The sequence below is a fragment of the Nostoc sp. XA010 genome (assembly GCF_020829625.1).
In the GTDB taxonomy this organism is placed as follows: domain Bacteria; phylum Cyanobacteriota; class Cyanobacteriia; order Cyanobacteriales; family Nostocaceae; genus Nostoc.
Genome location: NZ_JAIVFX010000027.1, coordinates 1 through 24,464, shown reverse-complemented (window position 1 = coordinate 24,464; position 24,464 = coordinate 1). Strand labels below are relative to the sequence as shown.

Below are 24,464 nucleotides of genomic sequence, written 5' to 3'. Positions count from 1 at the left end.
AAAAAACATAAACTCTCATCTGCTCTTATCAGACAGATAACAGTGAAACAAATTCTTACATGATAAAAAATAGCTTTCTAGTAAGCATGGTAATTGTTAGATGGTTAACATACTATGGTTAACCCAAGATGTTAACCCAATGCTACGCTACAGTTAGAAAGCTTGAGAGGCAACTATGACTGCCCTGATTCTGAACCTCAGCCCCACCATTGAACTGACAGATGAGCAGTTCTTCCAACTGTGTCAAAATAATCGAGATTTGCGACTTGAGCGCACGGCAGAGGGAGAATTGATTATCATGCCACCAACTGGATGGGGAATCGGAAATCGGAATAGTAAACTGACACAGCGCTTAGGTAATTGGGCTGACGCTGATGGTACAGGTTTGGCTTTTGACTCTTCTACAGGTTTCAAACTTCCTAATGGTGCAAACCGTTCTCCAGATGCGTCTTGGGTGAGCCGGGAACGATTAGAAGCCCTGAATCCAGACCCCGACAGATTCCTACCACTCGCTCCAGATTTTGCGGTAGAATTACGCTCTGCTTCAGACAGCTTAAAGACTGTGCAACAAAAAATGCAGGAGTATATTGACAACGGTGTGCGTTTAGGCTGGCTGATTGACCCCCAGAACCAACAGGTGGAAATTTACCGCCCAGGACAGGAAGTTGAGGTTTTGCGCTCGCCTACTAGCTTATCAGGAGAGGATGTATTGCCTGGGTTTGTGCTTGATTTGACGCAGATTTTAAGTTAGGCGATCGCTTAATTTCGCTCATTTCACAATCTGGGCAACTTGCAACTATAAGTTAATAAAAATTTGCAGTCAAAAACCAAAAATCAATATTGACTAAATATTAAAAACCCTGTCTGCAATAACCCGATAACAAAACCCAAAACACCACCTAAAGTTACAATAGCTTGCAATTCATTTTTTACAATTCCCTCAATTGCAGCTTCTAAATCAGCCGGTGAAGTTGATTTTACGCGGTCAACTATCACTTGATCTATCGACAAAATTGGAATTGCTTGCGCCACAATTACTTCTAAATCTTTTTCCAAATACTTATCTAATATTAAAGCCAATTCTTGACTCATTACTTCTAAAGAAGTATTGACAACCGGTGAAGTACTCAGACGATTTAGCAGGACTACAGCAATATTTTCCCAATCAACAGAATCAGTTAATCCTTGTAAAAAATCGCTGCCACTGTTTTGTAAGTAATGGCGGACACTTTCGCGGGTGGTCTTTCGGAGTTGGCGCACCGTCCCCATTGGCAAGTTTTGTAATGATAAATTTTGCAGTAATTTCCTAATGCGATCGCGCATTTGCAAATCTTTAGTCAATTCTTGCAAGCGAGTATTAGCAGCCTCTTTTTCATCCAAACAAAAAGTTCGTAGTCGCGTGAGAGTATTACGTAAGCCAAACAAATTTGCTACTACCCAATAAGTCCCACTGGTTTTTTCGCGGAAGCCTTCATCAACAATTTGAATTGTGCGATCGGTCAAAAAATCAACTATCGTCTGCCGCAGCACATCTGGCGGTAAAACTGCTTGCAACAACCAATCAGCAAGCCGCGTGGCTTGTTCTTCACTCAATTGAAATTCCAGCAATATCTGATCAAAAATTTGATTTATCTGCGCTTCCAAAAAGTCTTCACGTCGCGCTAAAACCTTGAGTAGCCGTGGCAGGGATTCCCCTATTAAATCCCGCAAAATTCCCGCCACAATTTTGGCACTTTTCTCGTTTTTATCTGTTTTAATTTGTTCAATTGCCAGCCGCAACAACCAGAGAATTGCGCCTTGCACCCGTTCTGTTTCCAACAGACGCCGCGCCAGATTTTGCAATTCTTGTGGTGTCAAAAGTGACCCCATGATTGTCTTAGAAATGTTCAGAGCCAAACGTTCCTGGTTGCGGGGAATCAATCCAGGGGTGAAGGGTACTCTTCGTCCAGCAATGTAAATTGCTCGGTAAGGACGGAACAACATTTTGATGGCTATGTCATTTGTGAAATAGCCAATAATTCCACCCAGTACCGGGGGAGACACATAAAGCCAAAGATGAGACCAGTCCAAGGGAAGAATTAAAAAAGTTAGGAGTTTAGAGCCTAGAGTTTAGAGCTTAGAGTTAGGAGTTAGGAATGATAAATTTTAAATGAGAATTTATCACTACTCATAATTCATAACTTTTAACTAATAACTCATAATTTACTAAGCACTAGCACTCCCATCATACCGTTCACAATGGGGTAATGTGTGGCAACAGCAAAACCAACTTGCCGCGCTAACTCTATTTGCTCTCTCCCGATGGGAAAGCGGTCTAAGCTAGGGCTGATGTAAGCATATTCTTCTTTTAACCCTAAATAACTGGCAACTGGCACTACAAAACTGTCCAGATACAACTGCTGAAGGGCACGTAGCTGAGGATTACTCGGTCGATGAAAGTCTAAAATTGCGGCTTTAGCACCCGGCTTCAAAACCCGATATAACTCTTGGAGACTGCGAGGAATATCTTTAACATTTCTTAAACCATAGCCCATTGTTGCGGCATCAAATTGGTTATCCTCAAAGGGTAAATTTAGCACGTCGGCTTCTACCCAAGCGATGCCTACGGCGGGCAAAGCCAACGCAGGTTGGGGGTACTGCCAATGTGAGCGTTCTTTAGCTTTTTCTAGCAGGTTAGGTGAAAAATCCACTCCGTAAACCTTCCCTGTTGCCCCTACATGCCGTGCCAGACGTAAGGCTAAATCACCACTACCGCAACACAAATCTAATGCAGTATCACCCGATTTAGCTGCACTCCATTTCACTGCCATTTCCTTCCATATTCGATGCTGTCCCAGACTCAACCAATCGTTCAACTGGTCATAAACCGGAGCAATACGGTTAAAAATGGACTGAATTTCGTTAGTCATTGGGTATTGGGTATTGGGCATGGGGCATTGGGCATTGGTTTTTGACTAATGACAAATGACTAATGACAACTAGTAAAAGCGATCGCTATCAGTTGGGCTGATAAATTAATTAGCATTAATTCATCTTCCCGTAAAGTGCAGGGTTGTTTCCACTGTAGGGATAATACGCCCAAAAGTTGATTACGGTAGCTAATTGGGATAACTAAATGTGCTTGCACATCCGTATCTTTGTAGTGAATAGCATCAACTAATTTTGTGTCTTTAAGTATATTTAAGGAAAGTTGCATTTGCCCGGTGGCGATCGCTTCCTTTGTTAGTGGGTCAACAGATAGCCAATTCTCTATTGTACCTGTATCGCTGTAAGTTCCTTGAGTCGCAATCAGAGTATTTCCATCTGTCAGTTGTAAAATACATCCGTCTGTTCCAAAAGTATTACTCACAGCCCTAGCAATTGGAGCGAGAGTTTCTTCTAAGCTAGAAACTGCTTGAGTTACCTGTACCAAAACACTCAGCAGGGCTATTTGAGCATGAGAACGGCGTAATTCTTCTGTACGTTGCTTGAGCAAGTCGTAGGTTTCTGCTGCTCTTTGCACCACTGCCTTCAGTTCGCCTGGGTCCCAAGGCTTGGTGATATATTTGTAGACTTGTCCTGCATTAATCGCCTCTACCAAGTCTTCAATATCAGTAAATCCGGTGAGAATTATCCTAACCGTATCGGGAAACTGAGGTACAGTCTTGCTGAGAAACTCAGTTCCTTTCATTTCTGGCATCCGTTGATCGGAGATAATCACCGCTACCTCCCCTTCTGCTGCCAAAACTTCTAGGGCGTTCACTCCACTATCAGCTTTCAGAACATTAAAGTCGCGTCGAAAGGTGCGATAAAGCAGATCGAGATTATCTGGCTCATCGTCAACTACCAGGATTTTCAGCTTTTTTGGTTGTTGGAGAGTTATCACTTGATATTGGAGTTTATCAATTTCGAGATTGGGCTTATCCATAAGATATTTCCTGTAAATATTCACTATCTTGTTATATTCCATACCAAGCTTAGTTGAGAATAGCGAAAATTTATCAAGGGTTTTTACGGAGTTAGCTTGCATGTTTAAATACGGCAAATGTGAGTGTCACAGAGGATATTTGCCTGCCCCAATATCTGAAGCAAGAAAAAATTGCACAAGAAGAATTGACTAGATAAGTTTCTACAGATCAACTCAAAGCAGTAGTTAACGTAATGTGCAACTTATCCTTAGAACCCCACTTCCATTCCTCTCCCCGAAAGGTCGAGCTTTGATTCTTGCTCCCATTCCCTTGTAGGGAAGGAGTTGGGGGTTAGGTCTGAGAGAAAGTTGCACACGGCGTTAGTTATACTCAAAACTTGCACCAGCCCCAACAACCGCCTCAGAATAAATTCTGTATTGCCAAGCAAGTGGGCAGGTGCAAGATATAACTATGGGTAGTTCATAGATTAGAATAAGACTTGCTCATGAGGTATTAATCAACCTCTCAAGTTGAAGCTCGCACTCTGATTATGACTGATCTACCACCCAACGCTCAGAATCCCGAAGAAAATGCTACTAACGATGTAGCACAAGAATTACTGCGAAGGCTGAGGCAAAAACAAGGTAACTGGGTGGAATGGGGAACGGCGATCGCCTCGTTGCTAAAAACCGGTTACAACCCCCAAGACATTTTTGAGGCGACTGGATTTGAGCCGATTCAACAAAATCAGGTGGTTGTTGGTTCTCAAGTTTACAATTCTTTAGAAAAGTTTGGAGTATCGGAAGCAACGCGATCGCACTATGCTATACGCGGCAGTGATGTTTTATATGAACTGCGTTTGCTCACCCAAGAAGAACGCGCCGCCGCCGCCGAACTAATCTTCGTCCACAATGTTGATGCCGATGAGGCACGGGAAATAGCAAAAGCACTTAAAGAGTTCTCTTATTACCGCACTTTACCAGAAGGGTTTTCTGCCCATCCTGGGGATGCTGTTGCTCATCAAGTTTGGAAACTGGCACGCCAAAATGCAGATTTACAACAGCGATCGCGCCTAATAGCCAAAGGTTTACGCTTTGCTCACACGCCAGCAGCAAGACAAAAAATCGAACAGCTACTGACTGATTTTACTACTACTCCCCAGCGTCCAGCGCCAATTTTACCCTTTTACCGTCTGGAATTTGAAGAACAATTACCCCGAATTTTGCCCGTGGTAGGCGACTTGCCATTATCACGACAAGACTTGCAAGCTGTGCCCATACTGACAGAAATTGAACCATTTCGGTTGGTCAAGTTTTCTGGAGAACAAGCTTGGATACCATTACCAGGTTGGCAAGTGTTGTTAGCGGCAGAAGATCCAGTAGTAATTTTAGCAAATAGCGATCGCTTCCCCATCCAAACCCAAAGCCAATTAGGTCCGGTGGTAGTAGTGGTAGATCGTGCCCAACGAGAATGGGATGCCTCCAGCTATTTTGTTGTCGAAAAGGGTGGTGAATTAGATTTTCAGTGGTTTGAAACTGAGCCAGAAATTCCCTTATTAGGACAAGTTATTATCATCGTGCGTCCTAAGAAAATTCTGGATGAAGAATTAACTAAGGATTCCTGGCAGATTGATGAATAAATTTAATTTTAGACAGAATTAACTCCGTGATGTGATCTGTTAAGACTGTCCAAACACCACATAGCTGATCGGGCATTGGTTCAATTTTTTGTTTAGCCAATGCTGCCACTTGCTTTAACTATTGTACTTGGTACATACCTCGCCACTTGGCGTGGAATATTTTTAAATAGAGTTAATTGATACCCCGTCCCTTGTAGGCAGTCTTTTAACTCAGCAATCTTCATCTTGAATTTGACAATATCAGTATTTATACTTGCTATAAAGATACCAAGTAATACCATTTCGCTTTAAAATCGATACAAATAGCCAGCAAGGGGGCAGGGAGCAGGGAGCAGGGGGAAAGAATTAAAAACTAATCATTTGTATCAGGCATTTCGTGAAATGGTATAAAACGTGAATTATTTTGATTGAATAAAAGTGTTTGACCTGAAGGGGAATCTCAATAGATTCTCCTTCAGGATTTTTATGTTTGGGGATCTCTCTGAAGACTACTGTTTGATTTTTGATAGAGCTATTAGCTAATTAATTTGCAATTCAAAAATATTTGTCATCACAGATAAACACCAATGATTTTTCATATCTGCGGTTTTGGAATTAAAATTATTAAATATAAAAATATCAATGTCAGACACTAAATTTACTGCTCCTGTGGCTCAAGAATCACTCCACTTAGAATTGTCCGAACGATCGCCTGTTCCTTCTCTGCGGGAGAAGATTCTAGCAATCCGCAACAGTCTACGCCCTGGACAACAGCAAATGGCTGACTGGCAATCTGGCCCTTTGGCTATTTCTGCCGTTCCTGGTGCAGGCAAATCTACTGGGATGGCGGCGGCGGCGGCGATCGCGATCGCACGCCAGTATGAACGTTCATCCTCCCGCAGTCACTTGGTAGTTGTTACTTTTACTCGCTCTGCTGCTGCCAACATTAAAGCGAAGATCCGCAAAGACTTAAAGAAATTATCCTTACCTCAGACAGGCTTTTTTGTCTATACCCTACATGGTCTAGCGTTGAACATTGCCAGTCGCCATCCTGATTTGTCAGGTTTGCAGTTAGAAAATGTCACATTAATTACACCAACTCAAAGTCACCGTTTTATCAGGACAGCCGTAGAGCAATGGATTGCGAATAATCCAGGAATATATTTGCGGTTATTAGAAGGTCATCAATTTGACGGAGAAGAGACAGAAAGATTGCGTCGCCAATCGGTGCTGCGAACAGAAGTATTGCCAGAATTGGCTAATACGGTAATTCATGAAGCAAAAAGTTCTGGGATATCGCCAGAAAAATTGCGGGAGTGGAGTAAACAAACCACAGACGAATATACAATTTTGAGCGTAGCGGCGGGATTGTATGAGCAATATCAAAAGTTAATGCGATCGCGTGATTTCATCGACTACGACGATATGATTTTAGCCGCACTGCGCGTTTTAGAAAATGACAGCGCCCGTCGCATCGAGCAAAACCAAGTTTTCGCTGTCTTTGAAGACGAAGCCCAAGACTCTAGCCCATTACAGACGCAGTTGTTAGAAATTTTGGCAAGTGATGGGCAATATGGGGGAGTGAGGGGAGATAAGGGAGATAAGGGAGATGAGGGAGATAATTCTGCACTCCTAACTCCTAACTCCTCACTCCTAACTCCTCACTCCTCACTCCTCACTCCTAACTCCCCACTCCCCACTCCCCACTCCCCACTCAACTTGGTACGAGTTGGCGACCCGAACCAAGCGATTAATTCTACCTTTACCCCAGCCGATCCGATTTATTTTCGGCAATTTTGCGAAGAGTGCGATCGCATCCAACGATTAGCAACGATGGATCAAGCTGGTCGCAGTACTAGAATTATCATTGAAGCTGCTAACTTTGCCCTCAAATGGATCAATAATCAATCCTTAGCAAAAACGAATAACGGACAACAGATTCCTGACAACCGACAAGTACCATTTCGCTTGCAGACAATTCGCCCTGTTGAAGCTGGTGATCCGCAAGATAACGCCAACCCAGCACCAGTAGGACGAGGATTGGAACTTTATACTCCGCGTGATATTCATCACACCGTTGAATTGTTATCTCAAAGAGTAATCGAGTTATTTGGCGAAGACCCAACACAAAATAGTGCAGCGATTTTAGTGCGAGAAAATCGTCAAGGACGATGGTTAGCAGAGGCTCTGACACCTGTGTGCAAAGAGCATAAAATTACACTTTACGATGTGGGAGAACGCGATCGCCGTTCCCATGTTCCCCAAGAGATTTTAGCATTACTACAATTTTGCGATCGCCCCCACTCCCCCGATTACCTCAAAGCCGCACTAGAAGCATTAGTACAGCGCCAGTTAATACCTACTCAAGACCTCAACGCCCTTGCTAGTCTCCCAGAAGAATTTTTGTATCCTGGCCCCCTAGCAGCACCCCAGCCAGAAACAGTCCAAAAAGCTGCTCGTTTGTGTCGCAATTTACTTCGCGCCCGGTTGGAATTGCCCCTGTACCAGCTAATTTCCTTTCTCGCCTTGACCTTAAATTACGACCAGGCAGAATTAGCAACTGCTGACAAACTCGCAGAACGGGTAAACCAGCAGATAGCAGGCAATAGTTCAATGGGGGGAATGCTGTCAACTTTAAGTGAAATCGTCAGTTCCGAACGGTTTGAACCAGTGGAAACCGAAGATTCGGAAGAACGTTACACTCGTCGCGGTCAACTGACCATTATTACCATGCACAAAGCCAAAGGGTTAGATTGGGACTATGTGTTTCTTCCCTTTCTCCACGAAAACTTGATTCCTGGGAGATTTTGGGTTCCTCCCCAAAGCCAGTTCTTAGGGGATTTTACCTTATCAGAAGTAGCCCGCGCCCAAATTCGTGCTGCTCTCCACGGAGAATCTACCATACCAGATGTTACACAAGCATGGGAACAAGCAAAGCACTTGAAAATATCTGAGGAGTACCGTTTACTATACGTTGCGATGACACGAGCAAAGCGTCTGGTGTGGATGTCAGCAGCGCAGAAAGCCCCATTTACTTGGAGTAAACCGGACAATTTACAAGAACAAGCGCCTTGCCCGGTTTTTCCTGCATTAAAGCGCCAATTTCCTGAATGTGTAATGAATTTAGGAGTAATGACCAAACAAGCGTGATCAAAACTTTTAAGAAATTAATTGAAATCCCCGGTTAGTAGCGATCAGATTGTGAATATTTGTAGAAAATAAGCTACCTATAGTGGAAGTTGCCGTTTGAAAATTGGTGTTATAAATTGGTGCTGAGATTTTAATCAGAAATTGATTTACCAATGAAAACCCAACAATTGACAACGACACAAGAAAACAGACCCAGCAAGACAAAAAAACAGTCTTTTCCTGGCATTAGTATTGGTACTCCTAAAGTACCATTCCGCCAATGCAAGAAAGCTGTACAACAGCATGAGTTACTCAGTGACTGGGAACACGCAAGTTAATTTTGTAACATTCTCTCATACCAACTTACTAGTTGTGATGCATAAATTAGGAGTGTAATGGATTCTTTTGGTCTATTGCCATAAGCCAACAATCTGAGTATTCCCCTTCATGTAGCTCATGGGTGGGCAATAACTTTACTTTGACAAAACCAGATTTTTCATAGCAACGGATAGCGCGAGGATTGTCAACATGAGGATCTATGACAATTTTATGAGCTTGTCGCTGTTCAAAAAGATAACTAATAGCTGCTGACAAGATTTTTGTACCAATTCCCTTGTTCCAATAGCCGGTTTCGCCTATGAACAAGTCAATTCCGTAGACATAATCAGTTTGATCGAGATGATACAATTGTCTATCAGTTTGGGATAAGTCATTAAGCGCACAATACTGCAAATAACCAATAGGGATATTTTGATAGTAGAACAGACACGGAACAACCGGGTCATCTCCCCTGATCATAGGTTTGTACGATTCTATAATTTTTTCTAAATCAAAAGGATTATCTCTTCCTTCATAAAATTCCAAAACTTGTGCATCAGTTAACCATTTTGCCATCAACTGATAATCATATATTTTATCTTCCATTAGACGAATAGCAATTTCGTCTTGTTCAATTAGCATTTTCTATGTAGATAGATTTTCTAGCCAATATTTAAATAATTATAGTTTGTTCAAAATGTCTATCATCTTGCAAAAATTCTGAAAAAGCAAAAGGGAATCCCATACCCGCTTCGTAAAAATGGAATTCCCTTTAAATTTTGCCTTACCTCTAACAAAAGATGCCTATGCCAAACTTAAATTTACTCAATTGCCACCAGAGACAACAGATTTATTATGTATAGCAGTGTCTTCAGGCTTTCTCTGCCATTTGCCATCGCTGCCTGGTTCGTATTCATTCTTTACACTATTCCAAGCAATCTCACGCGCACCCTCTTCACTTGAACCATTACTTTGAGCAGCGTTAAGTGCTGCTAGAAAAATCTGCTGTGCGTGTTCGGGCAACTGTTCTTGAATTTCAGCAGGCAATTCATTTATTGTTTGATCAGCCATAAACTTACTCCGATTATCTCAAGTTAAGTTCATGTTAAAAAACTTGCAAGAGAATTTCATCTTTCTGCAAGTAGAGAAGCAAATAATCATACTTTTGGCTGAGTTAAGCGATTTTTAAATCAGCGATGCAATAATATTGATGCTCATCGCTAAAATTGTGGTATTGAAAAAGAAGGATAATATGCTATGTAACAGAGTCAAGCGCCTCATATCGCGTGATCTCGTCTCCACATCTGAAACTTGACTAGTCATGCCAATTACAAATGAATAATATAAAAACTCCCAATAGTCTGGATAGTCGTTATGAGGAAAATCTAAACCTCCAATGATTTCTTCACTATTATTACGATTAATATATTTGTAATAGCTGTGTGCATATTGCACTGCAAACATCGTATGCACTAGTAACCAGGAACCGACAATGGTCATAATTGAAAGTATGACATGTAGGGTAAGCAGAATTGTTGATAACTCTTTTTTATCAGTTAGTAAAAACCCGATCGCTAAAACACTAGCACAAGCCGCAGCTATTACCAGCATGAATATAGCTAAATGTCCTTCATATTCATTCTCAGCATAACGGCGAATTTTTTCTGGGGTAGCTTTGATCATCTTCCACCAGGTTACGGCTAAGAAAAAGTCAGCGCCGGAGTTCCAAGCGCAGAGAATGCGAGTAGGTAAGTGTAGCCAAGATGGAAGAATTATTGAAATTAATCCAGCGATTCCGACAGCAATCATCAGTCGGGGTCGGTGGTCAAAGTTTTTAAATAAATTAAGTTTCACAAAACGAATTATTTTAACTTGGCTCTAATCGTTTCTATTCGTTGACGATTAACACCCAAATCGCTTTGACCTAAGCGTGAAGCCGAACGTACTTGGATAACATTAGCATTCCGGTCTAGATAGAATTCTACATCATCCACAAATCCCAGTAAAGCGCTTTTAAATTCTGCATATAAATAATCTTGGCTTTCGGTAATTATTTTAGTTCTTGGTAAGGACTCAATAATCTTTTTAAGATTACTAATCGCTTCTTCTGTGGTAGATGTAAAAGTCAATGGTGCAATTTTGTGAACTGCATCTGTACTCTGACTAGAAACGCAGTTAGGAGAATTAGGGCAAGGTGCTAATTTACCGTTGCTAATACCTAAATTATTTGGTCGTTTACCAGCAAAAACCATAATTATGTTCCGGGTAAGTGAATAAGTATACTCTCGCACATTTGGTTGAATCACTGTAATACTTTGCCGTAATCGCATCTTCTGGCAAATGACAGATTCATTAAAACATGGGTGATGCGTTCGCTCTATGATCCGGTAAGTATTGTCTAGGCGAAAACAGATTATGACGCAAACAATTTCAATCAACGACTCTGGGCGCTTGCAACTCACACCGTTAGAAATTCCATCCCGTCTGCTGTTGGGGCCTGGGCCCTCCAATGCCCATCCCGCAGTTCTCCAGGCGATGAATACCTCACCAGTTGGGCATCTTGACCCAGCTTTTCTCGCACTCATGGATGAAATTCAGTCGTTGCTACGCTATGTATGGCAAACAGAAAACCCACTTACCATTGCAGTCAGTGGTACAGGAACAGCCGCAATGGAAGCAACCATTGCCAATGCTGTAGAACCTGGTGATGTCGTTTTAATTGGTGTGGCTGGTTACTTTGGTAATCGCCTTGTGGATATGGCTGGACGTTATGGCGCGGATGTGCGAACCATTACCAAACCTTGGGGACAAGTTTTCAATCTAGATGAACTCCAAACAGCATTAAAAACTCATCGTCCAACTATTTTAGCCCTAGTTCATGCCGAAACCTCCACCGGCGCACGTCAACCATTGGAAGGTGTCGCTGATTTGTGCCGTGAATTTGGCACTTTGTTATTGGTGGATTCAGTCACAAGTTTGGGTGGCGTCCCCTTGTTTTTGGATGCTTGGGGAGTTGACTTAGCCTATAGTTGTAGCCAAAAAGGTTTGGGTTGTCCGCCTGGTGCTTCACCTTTTACAATGAGTCCGCGTGCCTTTGAGAAATTGCAACAGCGCCAAACAAAGGTTCCAAACTGGTATTTGGATATGTTGCTACTGGGTAAGTATTGGGGCGCTGAACGCACCTATCACCACACAGCACCGGTTAATTTATATTATGCATTGCGGGAAGCACTGCGTTTGCTTGCAGAAGAGGGGTTAGCAAACTCCTGGCAGCGTCATCAGAAAAATGTAGAATATCTCTGGGAAGGGTTGGAGAGTTTAGGACTGAGTATGCACGTTGAGCAACAGTATAGACTACCAACGCTTACCACTGTCTGCATTCCAACAGGGGTAGATGGGAAAGCGATCGCTCGGCAGTTACTCAATGAACATAATATTGAAATTGGCGGTGGTCTTGGCGAACTAGCGGGTAAAGTTTGGCGCGTCGGATTGATGGGCTTTAATAGTCGAAAAGAAAGTGTTGACCAACTTTTAGCAGCACTACGGCAAGTTTTGCCTAAGTAGTTTTCGGGCAATAGTGGTGCGTTAACAGTAGCTTAACGCACCTGATAGACAAGGCGTAGGCATCGCGCTAAGAGGATGTTTGAAAGGTCGCAAAGTATACTAAAAATCACACTTCCATTCCTCTCCCCGAAAGGTCGAGAGGCTTTGAAACCCCCATTCCCTTGTAGGAAGGGGGCTAGGGGGGTTAGGTTTTGGAGCTTTTGGTGTTAGCAATAATACTTTTCAAACAACCTCTAACATTCGTTTGATAATTAAAGCAAAGCTGATGCTCCACACTTACTTGCTCTTTGGACTTATCCCAAAGATTAAAGAAAGAGCAGGTTAATTTTTGTAGGTCTATACAATCGCATTGTTAGTGAATACAATGGCATTGTTAGTCGATACAATCGCATTGTTAGTCGATACAATGGCATTGTTAGTCGATACAATGGCATTGTTAGTCGATACAATGGCATTGTCAGTCGATACAATGGCATTGTTAGTCAATACAATCGCATTGTAGGTCGATGCATTAACAATTCACGAGATTGGGTTAAGATGCCACGGTAATGCAAAATGCGACTTGTTCACATTTTATGAAAAACGTCGGCAGAATATATCTGTAGAGTATTCCTCAGTAGCTCACTGCGATAAAAAACCAACAAACAGTAGAGGCAAGAGTATTAGTAGGGACACAATTAATACGAGGGTTGCTGGCTCGATTTTAATCTGGTTCTTCTGTGGATCGCGCATTTGGCACTCCCTCGAACAATAAGTATATTAACTCAGCCTAAAGGATGTTTATTCCTTTTTCCAAGCCCAATCAGGTTGAAAAATGTAAATTTTTTAAGTACACTAGTGCATTAAATTTACATTTTTTTGATTTTAATAACTGTTAATCCCTTGATTCATCCCCCCATCTGCTTATTTCTTCCAAGGTAGTTTAGTTCCCATTTCAGTTAATGCAGAAAAGATGAGATAGAGAACGAGTAACCCAGCACCCGCCAAAAAAGCCAGTAAATCGTTATCCATAAGTGCATTTGCTAAAACTTCGCTAATCATAGCGGAATCACTTCATATTTAGCATTTTTCTACAGCCCCAATACCGTTCAGTTAAGCTTTCTTTTCCCCCCCTGCCTCCCCTGCCTCCCCTGCTCCCCCTGCCTGCCTTAGCGGAAAAATTTCCTTAACCCAAGCGTATTGTCTACAGTCCTACAATCTTTGGTCTTTTGGATGCAAACTGTACCATCCATACCAGTGACGCACTGCTAGCCAAACGGCTGAAAGCAAACCCGCGAGGCTGAGGGTTAGTCCACTGAACGGTACTAATAATCCAAAGATGGGTAATACTGCTCCAGCAATAGTGCAGATAATAGCAGCAAGGGAAGCACTGCGACTTGCCCCCAATCCCCATGTCAGAAACAGTAAGATAATGGAAATTAAAGTCCAAGCTAACTGAGCATTCATGACGCGAGCTAGATACGTCAAAGTCAATAGACAAGCAAAGAAAATACTAGCAGCGATCGCAATATTTTTAAAACTCATTGGCAGTGACAAATATAACAACAATATCCACCACACAAATATTGCTGGTGCTAGCAATAAAAGACGCGGAATTACGCCAGTGTGACGAATAGGTTCGGTGTTGGTAAACACTCCAAATGGATTTTTGACTGAAACATTATCGTCAAATTTCCAAGTAAATTGCGTACTGCGTCCGTTAACTTTAATCTCATTCGGTACAACACCACTAGCAAAATCAGCCGGAGCAAAGTTAGCAACTGCTATGAGGCTAAAATTAGAAAGCAACTGTCCTGCGGCGCTATAAACCCAGCGAGGCCCTCCTTGAGCCTGATAAGTGACTCGAAAAGTGGTTTCTTCCCCTGGTTGTAGCTGGAAGGGAAAGCCATAGTCTCCCGGATTGGTTTGTTGTAACCTAGTACCATCACGTTCAACTTTGTAGCTAGCAAGAAGTGTGTAGCCGTTAGGTGGGGGTACTTCAAAGAAAAAATTATTAATATCCTTGAGTTGGTTAACTACTTTATAGTCAGCAGTATAATTTGCCTGATAAACTGAGCTACGACCTGGAACATCTACGCTTTGGTCAAGCTTGACTTGAATTTGCGAACCAGCCAACGTCAAGAAGCGGTTGATTTCTCGTGTCTCATTTACCTTGACAATCTTGCCATTGACTTGAGTGTTATAAGAGTATGGCTCTCGAATAGAGTAGCGGACTTGAGGGGCAAATTGTTCGAGCTTTTCACCTGCAACACTTTCAGCAACTTGAGCCACCCTTGCTTGTTCCCAGTAGTGGTAGCGATTGCTTAAAGTTGAACAGAGAAAAAATCCCGGTACTAATAGAATTAATACTAGAGTTAAATGCTGTAATCCTCGCAGCAGTTGGGAATAACCAACAGCCCATTCGCCGATGAATATAAATTGTTCCGGCTGGCTTCGGCGGAGAGAAAAACTGATCAGTGCGATCGCAACTCCCAAAGCTACGACCAAAAATACTAATAACAGTGAAGCTTTGAGCGCCTGGGTTCCAAATTGGACAAGCTCAATTGAATGCGTCAAATCGGGTAATCCGGGAATACCTTGTGCAGAAGATGACATTGGTTAATTTTTGCAGAATTTGGAGAACCAGACCCATAAAATCTCTTAAAAGTTTCTGGAAATGGGTATAAATTATTCTCCAATCTGGTCATGGTTATAAATGCCCAATTCAAGTTTGTATTTTCAGAATTTCCTTTAATTTATTCTCATAGAAAAATTCCTTTTCTCCCATCGCTGGAACTAAATCAGTTAACCAGGTTGCTTTCTCGTCATAACGTGCAAAGAAAGGACGTTTACACCAATTGGGATCGCGTCCTTGCAAAAAAGAAAGTACAAATACTTTCTCTCCATAAATCTCAGTTACGCCATCCACTGCAACTTTACCTGGTAGCGCTGACATCACTGGGCCACGAGCTGTGCGAGCTAACCCAGACACTTTTTGTATTGCTGCTTGATAAATTTCCCAAGCTCGAATAATTGGCACTTCAAAGTAATGTTTTGCTCCAGTATCTCGTTCCATAAACATATAATAGGGAACGCAACCAAGGCGAACTTGTTCTTGCCACATCTGTATCCATACTTCCGAAGAATCATTAATTCCCCGCATAAGTGGCCCTTGGGTGCGAATTTGTGCGCCTGTATTACGAATGCGTTGAAGCGCTGCTTGGGCAATTTCAGTTTTAATTTCTGTCGGATGATCGTAGTGTGCCATAATCGACAGATGTTTGCCTGAGCTAGTCACTTTCTCAAACAAACGTAAGACATCATCAGCATCTTCATCTGTAACAAAGCGATAAGGCCAGTAAGCTACCGATTTAGTACCAATCCTAATTGTTTGGATATGTTGAAAACCCGAATTTAGCAGTGGTTCAATATATAAAGCCAGATGTTTCGCTTTCATTGTCATTGGATCTCCGCCAGTAATTAAAACATCTGTGACTTCTTGATGTTGGCGGAGATACTCTTGAAAAAGTCCTGATTCACGAGTAGCAAATTTCATTCCGTCCATCTTCACAAACTGGGGCCAACGGAAACAAAATGTGCAATATGCGTGACAAGTTTGACCTGCTGTTGGAAAAATCAAGACTGTTTCCGGATATTTATGTTGAATTCCTGGTACTTGTTTTCCATCTAAAGTTGGAATATTATGTGCCTGTCCGCCTGGATGGGGGTTAAGTTGCGATCGCATTGTATTTACTACCTGACGCAGGTCTTCTGGCGTGGAATTTTGCAGATGCCAAATAACCTTGTCTAGAGATTCAGGAGCCAACATTTCTTTTTGAGGAAAGGTGAGGCGAAAGATGGGATCATCAGGAATTTTTTCCCAGTCAATCAGTTCTTCTACTACGTAATTATTGACACGGAACGGCAATACTTGGGCAACTGCTTTCATTGCTAAACGCTCTGCTGTTGAAAGTTTTTGCAGTTGAGGAAGCCGATCTATATCTTTAATTTCATATAACTGAAGTTTTTTAGGGTTAAGTTGCGACATTTAATTAATATTATTAATTTATATAAAAAATAGAAGAAAAGGCGAGCGCCTTTCCTCTATTTTCTTACTTAAGTCCAGACTGTTCTTTACTCTTGAGCCTGTAATTCTCGTCGAAAGTAGCAGTAATTTTTGAACCATCAGGATTCGCCCAAACAAAAGTTACCATAGTTGCAGAACGACTAACCTCAATTCCTTGACTTAAGATTGAGCGTACCTCTGTTAAGGACATTTCTGGTTTTAACTGTTCATACTCTACACGGCTGAAAGGATTAAGTTTATTTGTAGCAGATTGTTCATGCTGCTTAGAATCGAAAACCGCTTTACAAAAGCCGTATCCTAAACCAGAACCTAAAGCTATTCCTAGTGACAAGACCATAGCTAGTGGACGGATAGAAGGACTGAACAGACCGATATAATTTGGCATAATGGCAATCCTCACAAAAAAGTAATGAGACTCAACAATAAGCAACTAATACACATTTCCAAGAATGCAATTAAAGAACATCATCATGGTTTTTAATTAATGAATTAATCTTCAATAGCACCCAATTCTTTAAGTGTATTTTTTTGTTCTTCCCCTAGACCAGATAGCCCCTTAATATTCATTCCTTCATAAGGTCTTTTTGACATGAGTGTTTTGATACACTCTCCAGTTTTGACATTCCATTGCTTAATAGCTCCATCCTGGGAACCGCTAAACAAAGTTCCATCCGAACTAAAGGTAACAGAACGAACCCAATTATTATGTCCTTGCAAAATAATTAGACGTTGACCTGTGTGAACATCCCAAATTTCTACAGTGTGATTAACACAAGCACAGCCAATAATCTTACCATCAGGGCTAAAAGCAACAGAACGTATCCAATCATTATTGACTAAAATTTTGCAACATTCGCTAGTCTGAAGATCCCATAGCCGTACTGTCTTGTCATCACCGCCACTAGCTAATAACCCTCCAAATTGCCCTTGTGAAGGGAGGAGCGGGCTAAAAGCAACAGACCATATTCGCATAGTATGCCCTTCCAAAACTCGAATGCATTCCCCTGTATGAACATTCCACAGGCGCAGTGTTTGATCATCACTTCCACTAGCAAGGATTTCACCATCAGGACTAAAACTGACAGACTGCACCCAATTTGTATGCCCCTGTAATGTTTCAAAGCATTGGCCAGTCCGAACATTCCATAACTTGATGTTGCAGTCAACACTACCACTAGCTAGAATTTGGCCATCATGACTAAAAGCAATAGAGCGGATGCGATCGCTATTTTGCAAAACTTTCACGCACTGTCCACTCAGAGTATCCCAAAAGCGGATGGTTTGGTCATCACCGCCGCTCGCTAATAGTCCCCCAGCGAGTGGACTAAAAGCAACAGACCAAAGGCGGCCAGCATGTCCTTCCAAAGTGCTGATACATTGGTCAGTCTGAACATCCCACAGCCTAACGGTTTTATCATCATTGCTACTAGCAATTATCTTCCCATCTGGACTCAGGGCTAAATCATGTACCCAATTGGTGTACCCCTGCAAGATTTGGATACATTGATAAGTTTCGATGTCCCAAAATCGAACGGTTTTGTCATAGCCACCACTGGCGAGTGTTTTTCCGTCAGGACTAAATGCAACAGACAGAATAGAATTACTGTGTCCTTCTAAAGTTTTTAATAATTTTCCTGTTTGAACATCCCAGAGTTTCACGGTTTTGTCATCGCTACAACTGGCGATGATCTCTCCTCCTTGTGAAGAGGGGATCGGACTCAAGGCTATAGAATGGATTAAATTGGTGTGTCCTTTTAAAGTATTTAATAACTTCCCCGTTTGAACATCCCAGAGTTTCACGGTTTTGTCGTCACTACAACTGGCGAGTATTTCACCATCAGAACTAAAAACTACGGACTGGACTAATTTAGTATGTCCCTCAAGAGTTTTTAAACATTTACCTGTTTTTACATCCCACAACTTCACAGTTTGGTCAGCACTACCACTAGCAAGTATTTTTCCATCAGGACTAAAGGCAACAGAACGAACGAAGTTGTTATGTCCCTTGAAAATTTTCCAGCATTGTTGAGTACTTAGATCCCAGAGTCTAATGGTTTTATCGCTACTAGCACTGGCAACAATTTTGCCATCAGGACTGAAAGCAACAGACCTGACCCAGCTAGTATGTTCTTCAAGAGTCATGAGGTGTTTTTGGCTATCAACATCCCAGAGTTTTACAGTATGGTCATCACTACAACTAACTAAAGTTTTACCATCGGGACTAAAGGCAACAGTTCTTACCCAGTTAGAGTGTGCTTTCCAATGAAAAAGTTGCTCGCCATAGGTAGCTTGCCAAAAGCTAATCCGACCATCAGCGTCACCTGTAGCAACAATTTCTCCCTTTACAGGATTAAATGCCACTGACAAAATACTATCGAAGATTCCTGTAAATACAGACTTAGATAAATCAGAGTTAGCAAAGTTAACATTATGCAAGTTCACACTTGTTAGGTAGGCTTGCCATATCTTGAAATTAGAAAAATCACATCCAGTTAAATCAATTTCCAGATGACAAAGGAGGTTAATAATATTCCCGCCAGCATAGCCCGATGTCAGAGGAGTGTTTACTCGGAGCAATTCTATTATTTTTAATAAATGTTCTTTAATCCGATCTTTATTACCAAACTTATTAATTAACTTTTCAATAACAGGTTCTAAAATTAAACGAATTTGGGCATTTCTAACCTTTCCTTCGGTTTGGGCTTTGAATAAGGCATGGCTTTTTAATAATGAAATATTTTCTAGATTAATCTCAGAGATAATTTCTTCACTAACCTGGTTAACAAATTGGCTAATAATATATTCCATAACTACAGCTTGGAGCATAAATTTTGCCAAACCCTTCTCGTTAAAAATTAGCGATCGCCGTCGCAATGATTCTAAAGCTTCAATTAATTGTGGTTGTGATGTCGTTGAAATAACATCTGCTTGTAATTCGATAAATGAAGTAGGCTTGCAATTAATTCCTAACCAGTATAAAATTTCCTTTTCTAAATTTGATAACCGATTAAATTGCTGTTCTAATAGATTGCGAATATCTCCAAATAGCACGGAAATATCACAACTAATGAATTCTGATATATTGCTACCAAAAACCTCTTGAATCGTATTACAAACGATTTTTAAGGCTAAAGGATTACCTGCATACTGATTAATTAATTTGTTCCAGTCTTTCTCTGAACCAAAAAAATCACCTTTGCCCACAAATATGCTTTTTGCAGCGATGTTTTCTAGCCCACTTAGGTGCAAGGATTTAACTTTAAGATTGCTTCCTTCTAAGGTGATAATTTCTTTGGGACTTTCACGACTGGTTAAGACTAAACAGCTTTGATGAGGCACTTCCCCAACTTGTCGGAAAAATTCTCCATATTCTTCATATCCTTCTCGATATTGACCGACATAATCGCCTCCAAGCAAGACCGACTCTACATTATCAAGTACCAATAAACAGCGATGTTTCCGCAAATAAGCAATCAATTGCGAAATTCCTACTTCTTTCGGTTCATTCTTTTTAGAGAAGAACTCAATCAGGTCTGCAAAAATCTCCTTAACAGAGGGTGCATGACGTAGCGATCGCCAGATAACATACTCAAACTGTCCCTGAATTTTCTGTGCCAGCTTGATAGATAACGCTGTTTTGCCAATTCCCCCCATACCGAATATTGCCACAAGCCGACAACGGTCTTTGTTTACCCATTGCTCTAGAACGTCTAACTCCGACTCACGCCCAAAGAAAACGGGGACATCAGGTGCTTCGCCAAAATCATGACATGATAAGGCATTAACAACTGTTGATAACTGATATCTTTCCTGGATAATACTCCTAATCACCTCTAATTTCCCAGGAGTACTTCCAGCAATGTCAAACTTTTGGTAAACCGAACCAAGCCGCTTCCGCACTGCTGCTGCACTAATTTCGAGAGTGGTTGCAATAGACTCTGCCGTTTGACCAGCTAACGCTAGAAGTAAGGCACTTACCTCAGCCTCAGATACATTGTGTTCGGCTGTAACCGTTCTCAAGAAACTTTCAGGAATTTCCGTCATGAAGTAAATTTCTCCAGCCACAACTATTTATCGATATGTGAGGTCAATGTGAGATATATTTCTACTTCTTTATAAAGTCTTCTCTGGGCACATAGAACGGGAGAGGACATCAGCCCTGAAAAAGCCTAAATTTTACCTCTCTCCCGCAAAAAGAGAGGCTTTGAGCCTTACTCATCGCGTAGCTTCTCTAAAAGAAGCACATTGACAAGACACTACTAAACTATACTCTAAATTATCAACTTGTCAATTTGGCTTATCAATTGATTGACAATATTCATAAAGTAAATGTAGAATCTATTACAAATTAGGTGTGAATCGCGAGGATAGCTGAAGTAACTAGCACTGAGGTACCCCACAATATGCCAACACCTGACGTTTCAAATTCTGCCCAAGAATTATTTGAGTTGCTTGAGAAAGATATTCTTGCTTGTCACGCTTGCAAGGATGGAATGATTGAAGTGACTATCCGCAAGATCGGAACCGAAGAGTTTGAGTTGCGTGTCATCTCTTTCCGAGGTTCTTTTCGTTGTGTTCATGCGGATCTAAATAGGTATTTAGACGAGTTACGGATAGATACAACAGATACGCCAAGTCAGGTATCTATTTATCGCGATCGCTTTCGTGTGGGGTTGAGGGAATTGTTAAAGAAGGGGTTTGGACTACTCAGACTAGACTTTTCTCGATGCAAGAGGGGAAATACCGCGCCGATATTTGGCTGGATGGTATCTGAATTGTTGGATAAGGAATGAGTTTGGTTGTTTTTGCCAATCATTATAACCAATTACTAACTATTAACCATCAACAGCCACTAATTTCATCTCAAGGTTTAGAGAAACAGTAAAAAATTGTTTTCGTTCTTGAGGTTAACAAGTGAATAATTTTCCAGCCCAAGAGAGTCTAGAAAAAGATTACAACAGGGTTGACATGGTGCTAACAAGTGCCCCGTCAACCCTGTTATTTTTTATCTATTTATCAGGAGGAAAAAATGACTACGAATCGTCACAGCTTTTTATTTCGTTTGACTACCCAGGTTCTTAAATATTTTGCTTGGTTCATATTTGGCCTAGCGATCGCTTACGTTTTGTCAGCTGTTTTCGGAAGCTCACATATTGCGATGAGTCTGCTACCTTTTGTTTTTTATTGGGTCATTTTGCGATGTGGGTTAATTCTCCTGTGCTTAATATTAACGACAGTAATTTTTGAATCTGTTCGTTAGCATCTCATATACAATATTCGACTTTCACATTTTGCATCATTCTCAACTAATATCCTCGCTCACTCTAAATGAATAATATTGCTGCTAGCGTGAAAGTCTGAATTCCTTTGCAAAGCTTTTTAGAGCCGTGAAAAATTTCGTCTCTAAGTATCTCTGACTGTATTTAGGATGTGTTAGAAGATTTTTTTCAATCTAACACACTACCTTTTTTGTCAAACATCAGCCAAAAATGATCAATTGGAGACGGAAGGAAAAATGACAAAAAAACATAGCAATTTTTCTGGACAAGAACAGTTTCATCCTGTATTAGTTATCTTAGTAGCAGGTTCGCTCTCTTTAGCAATTGTTGATCAGAGCAATCGCCCTGCATACTTTGATATTGTGAAAATTGCAGTCGTTTATTTTTTTGGTACAACTAAGTCCCAAGAAAATATTAATAAGTCTAACAACCTAGATGATTCAGAAATCGCAGACAATTCAGATAGTCCGAAATGTAATGATAGTCACGACAAGCCTAAATGAAGAACTGAACTAGTTAAAGAAACGGTAAATAAAAGTAAAATCAAAAGCCCGGTCTTCATGACCAGGCTTTTGAGCGTAAACAATGGGGCTATATTCCCCGAAGGTTAGTTATAGAGGTTCAGTATAATATCGATGCTCTAATAAGTGATACTACCTTGCTGTTCTCGATTCCGGAAAATTCGCTAAAAATTTTTGAGTAGCCTTTTTGTCCCAAAATACAGCAAGCGGCTGGTAGCTTCAGCGTGTAGAATCTAAAAATATTAATTTTCCGGCTTTTGCTGATGAATAATGAATTTGATAGCTGGCAAGAATGGCTGACAGTATTCACCTATCTAGGTTTTACGGTCTTTATTATCTGGCGCGTGTTTTCCACCCAGAAGAACTAAAAAAGCTGCAATTTCATCAGGGACTTTTTGCTCAAAGCGAGAAATAACTCCTAACTCTTGTACAAACGCGATTAATCGCGTCTCTACTTTTCAGATCCCTTTAAATCCCATACCTTGTTCTACTTGAACTGCAACTTTACGAGAAATCTGAAAGCGAACACCAACTTGGCTAAGTAGCGAAGGTTACAATATAAACGTGGCACATGATGGCATTGCTGGTTTAACATTAGCACGGGAGTTATCGCCAGATTTAGTTATTCTTGATTGGATGCTTCCAGGGCTGCCAGGCTTGGAAATCTGTCGTCGGTTGCGGGCGAATGGTATTTCCGTAAGAGTAATTTTACTGGTAGCAAAAGATGAAGTTAACGATCGCGTCGCAGGTTTGGATGCAAGATCTGATGATTATGTAGTCAAACCATTTACTATAGAAGAACTCCTAGCTAGAATCCTTGCTCATTTACGCCGCACTCAAGAAACAGATCAGGATATTTTTCAGTTTGAAGACTTGAGTTTAAATCACCGGACTCGCCAAGTTTACCGGGGTAAGCGGGCAATTGAGTTAACCGCTAAAGGGTTCGACTTGTTAGAATATATACTCTCGTATCCCCGTCAGGTATTTACTAAAGACCAAATTCTACAAAAAGTTTGGGGTTACGACTTTATGGGTAATTCCAATATTATTGAAGTATACATCCGCTACTTGCGCCTAAAACTAGAAGAAAATAATGAAAAACGCTTGATTCATACCGTGCCTGGAGTAGGGTACGTACTGCGAAAATAGTCAGCCCTAACCCTTGGGGACGCTGGGCGATCAGGGAAATCAAAAGTCAAAAGTCAAAAGTTAAAACATTTTATTTTTATTCATATCCTTGGGTTAATATCATTTACTCTCAGAGGAACGATACTAACCCAAGGATTTATTTGATAAAATAATCAATTTCCACACCAAAATAGCAATTCGTAATACTCTCCGTAATTGAGAAAGTCAGATTACATTTGGCTGGGTTTCCACCATTTGTATCTGTAGTCTTATTAGTTTTATTTTGAATAATTGATATAAGATATGTGCAACAAATAGTCAGTCTTAAGGACGATAAAATTGCGAATAAAAACAAATTTTGAGCAATCTTGGATTGTACGTTGTTTTCTAGCAGTATTGCTTTTCGGTCAAGTGTGGCTACATTTCCTCCAAGGAAAAACGTACTATCGCAAGATTCTGCAACATCTAGTGACTGCTGGGCCAGGTTCTATCTCTCCAGTTCTCCTTGTTAGCGGTTTTGCAGGGATGATTTTTACTATTCAGATGGCAAGAGAATTAGTCCAATTTGGGGCTATCAATGCTGTGGGAGGTGCTTTTGCCTTAGCTTTTTGTAGAGAATTGGCTCCAATTTTGACCGCTAGTATTATGGCGGCACAAGTAGGTTCTGCTTTTGCAGCAGAAATAGGTGCAATGCAAGTCACAGAGCAAATTGATGCACTTTATATGCTCAAAACTGATCCAATTGATTATCTAGTAGTTCCTAGAGTAATTGCTTGTAGTTTAATGGTGCCTTTGATGACTATTTTAGCTTTAGTTACGGGCATTTTGGGGTACAGCCGGGATACGTGCAAAATGGGACACGTTGTAAAGTTTTGTAAAGAAATCAGGTTGAAACCATTGATTTTAGGTTCAGTCGAGCCAGAAATTGTTGAAGCGATCGCTCGATAGTTCTGT

At 41.1% G+C, this 24,464-nt stretch carries 20 protein-coding genes and 2 pseudogenes; 10 read left to right on the top strand and 12 right to left on the bottom strand.

The features are described 5' to 3' along the window. The first annotated feature begins 175 nt into the window (after positions 1-175). Positions 176-751, top strand: a complete 576-nt coding sequence (locus LC608_RS27250; protein WP_229556561.1) for a Uma2 family endonuclease — start codon at positions 176-178, stop codon at positions 749-751. A gap of 83 nt (positions 752-834) precedes the next feature. Here LC608_RS27250 and LC608_RS27245 read toward each other — a convergent pair whose 3' ends face one another. From LC608_RS27245 to LC608_RS27235, 3 genes are all read right to left on the bottom strand, one after another. Beyond that, positions 835-2,070 (bottom strand): DUF445 domain-containing protein, encoded by a 1,236-nt coding sequence (locus LC608_RS27245; protein ID WP_229556560.1) that lies wholly within the window; start codon positions 2,068-2,070, stop codon positions 835-837. A gap of 125 nt (positions 2,071-2,195) precedes the next feature. Continuing rightward, a complete protein-coding gene (ubiE, locus tag LC608_RS27240; RefSeq protein WP_229556559.1) occupies positions 2,196-2,909 on the bottom strand; it encodes a bifunctional demethylmenaquinone methyltransferase/2-methoxy-6-polyprenyl-1,4-benzoquinol methylase UbiE in 714 nt (237 codons plus the stop codon). A 59-nt stretch (positions 2,910-2,968) separates the two neighbouring features. Beyond that, positions 2,969-3,907, bottom strand: coding sequence for a response regulator (locus LC608_RS27235; RefSeq protein ID WP_229556558.1), 939 nt, complete (start codon positions 3,905-3,907; stop codon positions 2,969-2,971). Positions 3,908-4,437: 530 nt separating this feature from the next. Between LC608_RS27235 and LC608_RS27230 the strand changes: the two genes are divergently transcribed. From LC608_RS27230 to LC608_RS27220, 3 genes are all read left to right on the top strand, one after another. Further along, positions 4,438-5,526: a RuBisCO accumulation factor 1 gene (locus LC608_RS27230; protein WP_229556557.1), complete on the top strand. Its 1,089-nt coding sequence runs from the start codon at positions 4,438-4,440 to the stop codon at positions 5,524-5,526. Positions 5,527-6,147: 621 nt separating this feature from the next. Continuing rightward, entirely contained in the window at positions 6,148-8,655 is a 2,508-nt protein-coding gene (locus LC608_RS27225; RefSeq protein ID WP_229556556.1) for an ATP-dependent helicase, read from the top strand. Between the two features lie 152 nt (positions 8,656-8,807). Further along, a complete protein-coding gene (locus LC608_RS27220) occupies positions 8,808-8,972 on the top strand; it encodes a hypothetical protein (protein ID WP_229556555.1) in 165 nt (54 codons plus the stop codon). A gap of 46 nt (positions 8,973-9,018) precedes the next feature. On the opposite strand, the gene LC608_RS27215 is transcribed toward LC608_RS27220, so the two are convergent. The 4 genes from LC608_RS27215 to LC608_RS27200 all read right to left on the bottom strand — a co-directional run bounded on the left by LC608_RS27215 (position 9,019) and on the right by LC608_RS27200 (position 11,204). Continuing rightward, positions 9,019-9,594, bottom strand: a complete 576-nt coding sequence (locus tag LC608_RS27215) for a GNAT family N-acetyltransferase (RefSeq protein ID WP_229556554.1) — start codon at positions 9,592-9,594, stop codon at positions 9,019-9,021. 183 nt (positions 9,595-9,777) lie between these two features. Beyond that, positions 9,778-10,023, bottom strand: a complete 246-nt coding sequence (locus tag LC608_RS27210) for a ChaB family protein (RefSeq protein ID WP_229556553.1) — start codon at positions 10,021-10,023, stop codon at positions 9,778-9,780. 114 nt (positions 10,024-10,137) lie between these two features. Then, the gene (locus tag LC608_RS27205) at positions 10,138-10,806 is read right to left on the bottom strand and encodes a DUF1345 domain-containing protein (protein ID WP_229556552.1); all 669 of its coding nucleotides are present in this window, start codon (positions 10,804-10,806) and stop codon (positions 10,138-10,140) included. 8 nt (positions 10,807-10,814) lie between these two features. Further along, on the bottom strand, positions 10,815-11,204 hold the full coding sequence (locus LC608_RS27200) for a DUF1499 domain-containing protein (protein ID WP_229556606.1): 390 nt from the start codon (positions 11,202-11,204) through the stop codon (positions 10,815-10,817). A gap of 163 nt (positions 11,205-11,367) precedes the next feature. On the opposite strand from LC608_RS27200, the gene LC608_RS27195 reads away from it, so the two are divergent. Together LC608_RS27195 and LC608_RS27190 are read left to right on the top strand one after the other, a co-directional pair. After that, positions 11,368-12,516 carry an alanine--glyoxylate aminotransferase family protein gene (locus LC608_RS27195; RefSeq protein WP_229556551.1) on the top strand — a complete coding sequence of 383 codons (1,149 nt, stop codon included), beginning with the start codon at positions 11,368-11,370 and terminating at the stop codon, positions 12,514-12,516. A gap of 364 nt (positions 12,517-12,880) precedes the next feature. Then, entirely contained in the window at positions 12,881-13,018 is a 138-nt protein-coding gene (locus LC608_RS27190; RefSeq protein WP_229556550.1) for a hypothetical protein, read from the top strand. A gap of 401 nt (positions 13,019-13,419) precedes the next feature. Here LC608_RS27190 and LC608_RS27185 read toward each other — a convergent pair whose 3' ends face one another. From LC608_RS27185 to LC608_RS27165, 5 genes are all read right to left on the bottom strand, one after another. Beyond that, positions 13,420-13,557 carry a hypothetical protein gene (locus tag LC608_RS27185; RefSeq protein ID WP_229556613.1) on the bottom strand — a complete coding sequence of 46 codons (138 nt, stop codon included), beginning with the start codon at positions 13,555-13,557 and terminating at the stop codon, positions 13,420-13,422. 150 nt (positions 13,558-13,707) lie between these two features. Then, positions 13,708-15,111 (bottom strand): hypothetical protein, encoded by a 1,404-nt coding sequence (locus LC608_RS27180; protein ID WP_229556549.1) that lies wholly within the window; start codon positions 15,109-15,111, stop codon positions 13,708-13,710. 109 nt (positions 15,112-15,220) lie between these two features. After that, a complete protein-coding gene (locus LC608_RS27175) occupies positions 15,221-16,543 on the bottom strand; it encodes a KamA family radical SAM protein (protein WP_229556548.1) in 1,323 nt (440 codons plus the stop codon). A gap of 64 nt (positions 16,544-16,607) precedes the next feature. Further along, the gene (locus LC608_RS27170) at positions 16,608-16,967 is read right to left on the bottom strand and encodes a hypothetical protein (RefSeq protein ID WP_229556547.1); all 360 of its coding nucleotides are present in this window, start codon (positions 16,965-16,967) and stop codon (positions 16,608-16,610) included. A 104-nt stretch (positions 16,968-17,071) separates the two neighbouring features. After that, the gene (locus tag LC608_RS27165) at positions 17,072-20,626 is read right to left on the bottom strand and encodes an NB-ARC domain-containing protein (RefSeq protein WP_229556546.1); all 3,555 of its coding nucleotides are present in this window, start codon (positions 20,624-20,626) and stop codon (positions 17,072-17,074) included. A 359-nt stretch (positions 20,627-20,985) separates the two neighbouring features. Here LC608_RS27165 and LC608_RS27160 point away from each other — a divergent pair, with 359 nt between their 5' ends. The 4 genes and pseudogenes from LC608_RS27160 to LC608_RS27145 all read left to right on the top strand — a co-directional run. Next, a complete protein-coding gene (locus LC608_RS27160) occupies positions 20,986-21,375 on the top strand; it encodes a hypothetical protein (protein ID WP_229556545.1) in 390 nt (129 codons plus the stop codon). Between the two features lie 722 nt (positions 21,376-22,097). Next, on the top strand, positions 22,098-22,364 hold the full coding sequence (locus tag LC608_RS27155; RefSeq protein WP_229556544.1) for a superinfection exclusion B family protein: 267 nt from the start codon (positions 22,098-22,100) through the stop codon (positions 22,362-22,364). Between the two features lie 555 nt (positions 22,365-22,919). Further along, positions 22,920-23,531 (top strand): annotated as a pseudogene (locus LC608_RS27150) (response regulator transcription factor); the annotation flags it as partial. 318 nt (positions 23,532-23,849) lie between these two features. Further along, positions 23,850-24,341: pseudogene (locus tag LC608_RS27145) on the top strand (ABC transporter permease); the annotation flags it as partial. Positions 24,342-24,464: the final 123 nt, after the last annotated feature.

Excerpts from the sequence above, each read along its gene's own strand:
- LC608_RS27165 (WP_229556546.1), bottom strand. The coding sequence starts at position 20,626 with ATGACGGAAATTCCTGAAAGTTTCTTGAGAACGGTTACAGCCGAACAC.
- LC608_RS27215 (WP_229556554.1), bottom strand. The coding sequence starts at position 9,594 with ATGCTAATTGAACAAGACGAAATTGCTATTCGTCTAATGGAAGATAAA.
- LC608_RS27225 (WP_229556556.1), top strand. The coding sequence starts at position 6,148 with ATGTCAGACACTAAATTTACTGCTCCTGTGGCTCAAGAATCACTCCAC.
- LC608_RS27155 (WP_229556544.1), top strand. The coding sequence starts at position 22,098 with ATGACAAAAAAACATAGCAATTTTTCTGGACAAGAACAGTTTCATCCT.
- LC608_RS27220 (WP_229556555.1), top strand. The coding sequence starts at position 8,808 with ATGAAAACCCAACAATTGACAACGACACAAGAAAACAGACCCAGCAAG.
- LC608_RS27185 (WP_229556613.1), bottom strand. The coding sequence starts at position 13,557 with ATGATTAGCGAAGTTTTAGCAAATGCACTTATGGATAACGATTTACTG.
- LC608_RS27230 (WP_229556557.1), top strand. The coding sequence starts at position 4,438 with ATGACTGATCTACCACCCAACGCTCAGAATCCCGAAGAAAATGCTACT.
- LC608_RS27195 (WP_229556551.1), top strand. The coding sequence starts at position 11,368 with ATGACGCAAACAATTTCAATCAACGACTCTGGGCGCTTGCAACTCACA.
- LC608_RS27250 (WP_229556561.1), top strand. The coding sequence starts at position 176 with ATGACTGCCCTGATTCTGAACCTCAGCCCCACCATTGAACTGACAGAT.
- LC608_RS27235 (WP_229556558.1), bottom strand. The coding sequence starts at position 3,907 with ATGGATAAGCCCAATCTCGAAATTGATAAACTCCAATATCAAGTGATA.
- LC608_RS27180 (WP_229556549.1), bottom strand. The coding sequence starts at position 15,111 with ATGTCATCTTCTGCACAAGGTATTCCCGGATTACCCGATTTGACGCAT.
- LC608_RS27170 (WP_229556547.1), bottom strand. The coding sequence starts at position 16,967 with ATGCCAAATTATATCGGTCTGTTCAGTCCTTCTATCCGTCCACTAGCT.
- LC608_RS27190 (WP_229556550.1), top strand. The coding sequence starts at position 12,881 with ATGGCATTGTTAGTCGATACAATCGCATTGTTAGTCGATACAATGGCA.
- LC608_RS27200 (WP_229556606.1), bottom strand. The coding sequence starts at position 11,204 with ATGGTTTTTGCTGGTAAACGACCAAATAATTTAGGTATTAGCAACGGT.
- LC608_RS27160 (WP_229556545.1), top strand. The coding sequence starts at position 20,986 with ATGCCAACACCTGACGTTTCAAATTCTGCCCAAGAATTATTTGAGTTG.
- ubiE (WP_229556559.1), bottom strand. The coding sequence starts at position 2,909 with ATGACTAACGAAATTCAGTCCATTTTTAACCGTATTGCTCCGGTTTAT.
- LC608_RS27175 (WP_229556548.1), bottom strand. The coding sequence starts at position 16,543 with ATGTCGCAACTTAACCCTAAAAAACTTCAGTTATATGAAATTAAAGAT.
- LC608_RS27210 (WP_229556553.1), bottom strand. The coding sequence starts at position 10,023 with ATGGCTGATCAAACAATAAATGAATTGCCTGCTGAAATTCAAGAACAG.